At 47.0% G+C, this 3,328-nt stretch carries 3 protein-coding genes; 1 reads left to right on the top strand and 2 read right to left on the bottom strand.

The annotated features are described in order from the left end of the window. Positions 1-190 precede the first annotated feature (190 nt). Positions 191-1,825 carry an ATP-dependent DNA ligase gene (locus LUQ50_RS11895; protein WP_300040052.1) on the bottom strand — a complete coding sequence of 545 codons (1,635 nt, stop codon included), beginning with the start codon at positions 1,823-1,825 and terminating at the stop codon, positions 191-193. A 9-nt stretch (positions 1,826-1,834) separates the two neighbouring features. Continuing rightward, a complete protein-coding gene (locus tag LUQ50_RS11890; RefSeq protein WP_300040051.1) occupies positions 1,835-2,692 on the bottom strand; it encodes an MBL fold metallo-hydrolase in 858 nt (285 codons plus the stop codon). A gap of 202 nt (positions 2,693-2,894) precedes the next feature. Between LUQ50_RS11890 and LUQ50_RS11885 the strand changes: the two genes are divergently transcribed. Next, positions 2,895-3,227, top strand: a complete 333-nt coding sequence (locus LUQ50_RS11885; RefSeq protein ID WP_300040050.1) for a hypothetical protein — start codon at positions 2,895-2,897, stop codon at positions 3,225-3,227. Positions 3,228-3,328: the final 101 nt, after the last annotated feature.

Below are 3,328 nucleotides of genomic sequence, written 5' to 3'. Positions count from 1 at the left end.
TCTGCAGTCACCGGGATAAAGATCAGAAATGAGACGAAAACCAGCACGATTATCGAATAAAAACCACCCAACCTATCCATCACTCAGACTATGAAGATTGGTCCAATAAATTTATCGATTTATATTTTCAGTTCATATTTCACCGCGATAGATCACGGTTCCGGAAAAATGCTAGAGGAAGGGTTCAGATCTACCTGGTTTGTATCATTTCATATCGTTCTCTGATATCCTCAAGCGTATTCGCTTCCCTGATATCCTTATCGTCCCTTACCTGAACAAACCTCGGAAACCGGAGTGCAAACCCTCCTTCGTAATTCGGGCTCTGCTGTATCTCAGAATACCCAATCTCAAAGACCAGAGCAGGCTCAAAATAGACCATTTTTTCTTCAGTATGCATGATCGTATCTTTTAATGTCTCATAAAGCCGGGTCAGTTGATCATCAGACAATCCGGTTGCAACCCTGCTCACCGGAACCAACCGATCATCCTGACGGGCAGCGACCAAAAACGAACCATATACATGAGCACGTTTCCCTTCTCCCCATTCTGCACCAACCACTACGAGATCGAGTGTGTCAACTTCCGGCTTGATCTTAACCCAGTCCTTCCCCCTCATGCCGGGAGTATAACGGGAACCAAGCAGTTTCAGCATAACCCCTTCATGACCGTCATCAAGTGCATGCTGATAATACGCTTCAATAGCGGCAGGATCATCGCTTACCAACTGGGGGGTTGCATACATCTGGAGCACCCGGGTCAGAATCTCTCTGCGTTCTGAAAACGGCCTGTCAAGAAGCATCTCCCCGTCGAGATACAGAATATCAAAGACGTTCGGGACCAGCGTGATCGCGTCAACTGCATCGGCAACCCCATGTTTACGTCTGAATCGTTTCAGTACCGTCTGAAACGGCATGGGTCTGTCATCTTTGACTGCAATCACTTCACCGTCCAGGATCAGATCGTGATCGGTTGCTCCGAGCAGCATCGAGACCACATCAGGAAGAGCATCAGTCACTTCTTCAAGCCGCCGCGAGTACATTCGTGCATCGCCACCCTTTTTGTGAAACTGAAACCGTGCCCCATCATATTTGTACTCCACAGCGATGGCTCCTGAATCACTGATTACCTGGGAGATTGTCCCCTGCCTGGCTAGCATCATCCGCACCGGATGAAATATCTGCATTTTAACCTGTGAGAGTGCTTCTTGACCCAGGAGTGCGAGTACCGCTACCTCACCCATATCGTTGAGCACCTGCTGAGCATGCTCAACAAGGCTTGAATCGACCCCGAATGCTTTCGCAACCGCATCACGTACATTACCTTCACCGACCCCGATTCGCATGTCGTCGAGCAGAATGCCGGTGATATAATGTCCTTCAATCGGAGAGGCAACCGAAAAGAGACGATGAATAATCCGAAGCCGTTCCTTCTGCGATTTTCCTCCTTCTGCCCTGGAAATTGCTTCGAATGCAGCATAAACTTCAGTCAGAGTAAGTTCTTCTGCAAAAAAAGACGTCTGGGATTTGTTGGCAAGCATCTCCTCCACTGCTTTTCCCAGGTCACCTACTGAGTTCAGCCTCTTAATAACTCCATCACGGTTTTTACCGGTCACATATGCAATTGATTCGTACAAAAGATTCGGACCAATCCCCAGTTTCATCGGGCTCCAGTCAGGAAACGGTTTTCCCAGGATCAGCCTGACAAAAATGGCAAGATCTTCTAAATCCACATCTTTGATAGCACCACTCAGAATTTCAATAGTGTCAAGCCGCCCTTTTATCGATTCAATCCGGTTACAGAGTTCAGCAAATATCAGAAATTTCATCAATTATCCTCACAGATTAAATCGGTAACGCCAGCATGCATCAGAACAGGACTCTCTACATGACCCGGGAGATTTCAGTACCGATGCTTTCGTCAAAGTATCTACGGTTGATGCTGCAAAGATCTCAACCGATTCAGCATGAAGCGAGAGACCGTCCTGTGCAGTGATCAATGCCTTTTCCGGTTCGTTATTCTCCTCGGAGAGATGCGCAAGGATCGCCAGATGGAGTGAATCACCAAGATCCCGAAGCACTGCTGCTGCATCCTGGTTTGAGAGGTGACCTCGTGGGCCTGCGATCCGTCGCTTCAGAAATTCAGGGTAAGGTCCGGTTTTAAGCATCTGTGGACAATGATTCGACTCTAGTATCATTCCATCAGCACGCGAAAACACCTCCCTCATAGAATCGGTGACTATTCCGGTATCAGTACAGTAACAGAGCCGGGTTGATTCATCAGAGATAAGGTAGCCGCACGGTTCAGTTGCATCATGGGAAATTACAAATGGTTCAACCTGAAAACCACCAATTTCATACATGGATCCGCTTTTGACTGTCTGAACCGGGAACCGGATAGCCCCGGTTCGCTGCCTGATAAAGGCATCCATGGTCCCCACGGTACCATATACTGTTTTTTTAAGATTGTTACCCACTGCCGCAAGACCTTTGATATGATCGCTGTGCTCGTGCGTTACCAGTATCCCCTCAATGAGTTCCTTCTTCCCACCGGCTTCCTCCAATCTTCCAGTATGATGTTTGGTGCCCAGCAGTTCTTTTGCAGATCTACCGGCATCAATAAGAATCGCGCCGCTCTCTCCCTCGATATATACACAATTGCCCTTGCTTCCACTCGCAAGGACTGATATCTGCATAATCTTACTATTGGAATAGATGAGGCATAAAATCACGGGAGTGTGGTAGTAACCAGAGATAAAAATGGGAGATTTTTACTTCTGATAACAGACATATGGGAGTCCTCCGGTAATGTGAATCCACAGATATAGAGACTATAGAGAATATTGTGGAGAACTTTAACTACCACACACCCGTTATCATGAGGCTGGTGTTTTACGTATGAAGCATAATGCAAGATCAGTATACATTATTGCAATCCTCGGATTGCTGCTCGCGGCAACGCTGTTCTGTGGATGTACAAGTTCTTCAAGTTCTGAAAATTCTTCAGCTCCTTCAAAGACCACACTCACTCCAACAACTACCCCGACAAAGACCGTGGCAACCACCGCAGTTCCAATCAGTGAACAGACTCAGAAAGCTCCGGTAGCACAGGTAACTGCAAAAACCGTTGCAAACGAGTCAAATACAACCGCAAAGGAGACCAAGGTCACCGCTGCTCAGAATACCTCAACTCAGAATTCAACAACACCTTCTGCAGCAGCATCGCCATGAAATATTACTGCACAAAAGAGTGTCAATAATGAGACCTCAAAATAATCAGTTACTGGCAACTCAAGTTCTACAGCATCAGTAGAGGTAAAGCAGACCGGATC

Source organism: Methanospirillum sp., assembly GCF_028679455.1.
GTDB lineage: Archaea > Halobacteriota > Methanomicrobia > Methanomicrobiales > Methanospirillaceae > Methanospirillum.
This window is presented reverse-complemented; position numbering and strand designations above follow the sequence as displayed.

Excerpts from the sequence above, each read along its gene's own strand:
- LUQ50_RS11885 (WP_300040050.1), top strand. The coding sequence starts at position 2,895 with ATGAAGCATAATGCAAGATCAGTATACATTATTGCAATCCTCGGATTG.
- LUQ50_RS11895 (WP_300040052.1), bottom strand. The coding sequence starts at position 1,825 with ATGAAATTTCTGATATTTGCTGAACTCTGTAACCGGATTGAATCGATA.
- LUQ50_RS11890 (WP_300040051.1), bottom strand. The coding sequence starts at position 2,692 with ATGCAGATATCAGTCCTTGCGAGTGGAAGCAAGGGCAATTGTGTATAT.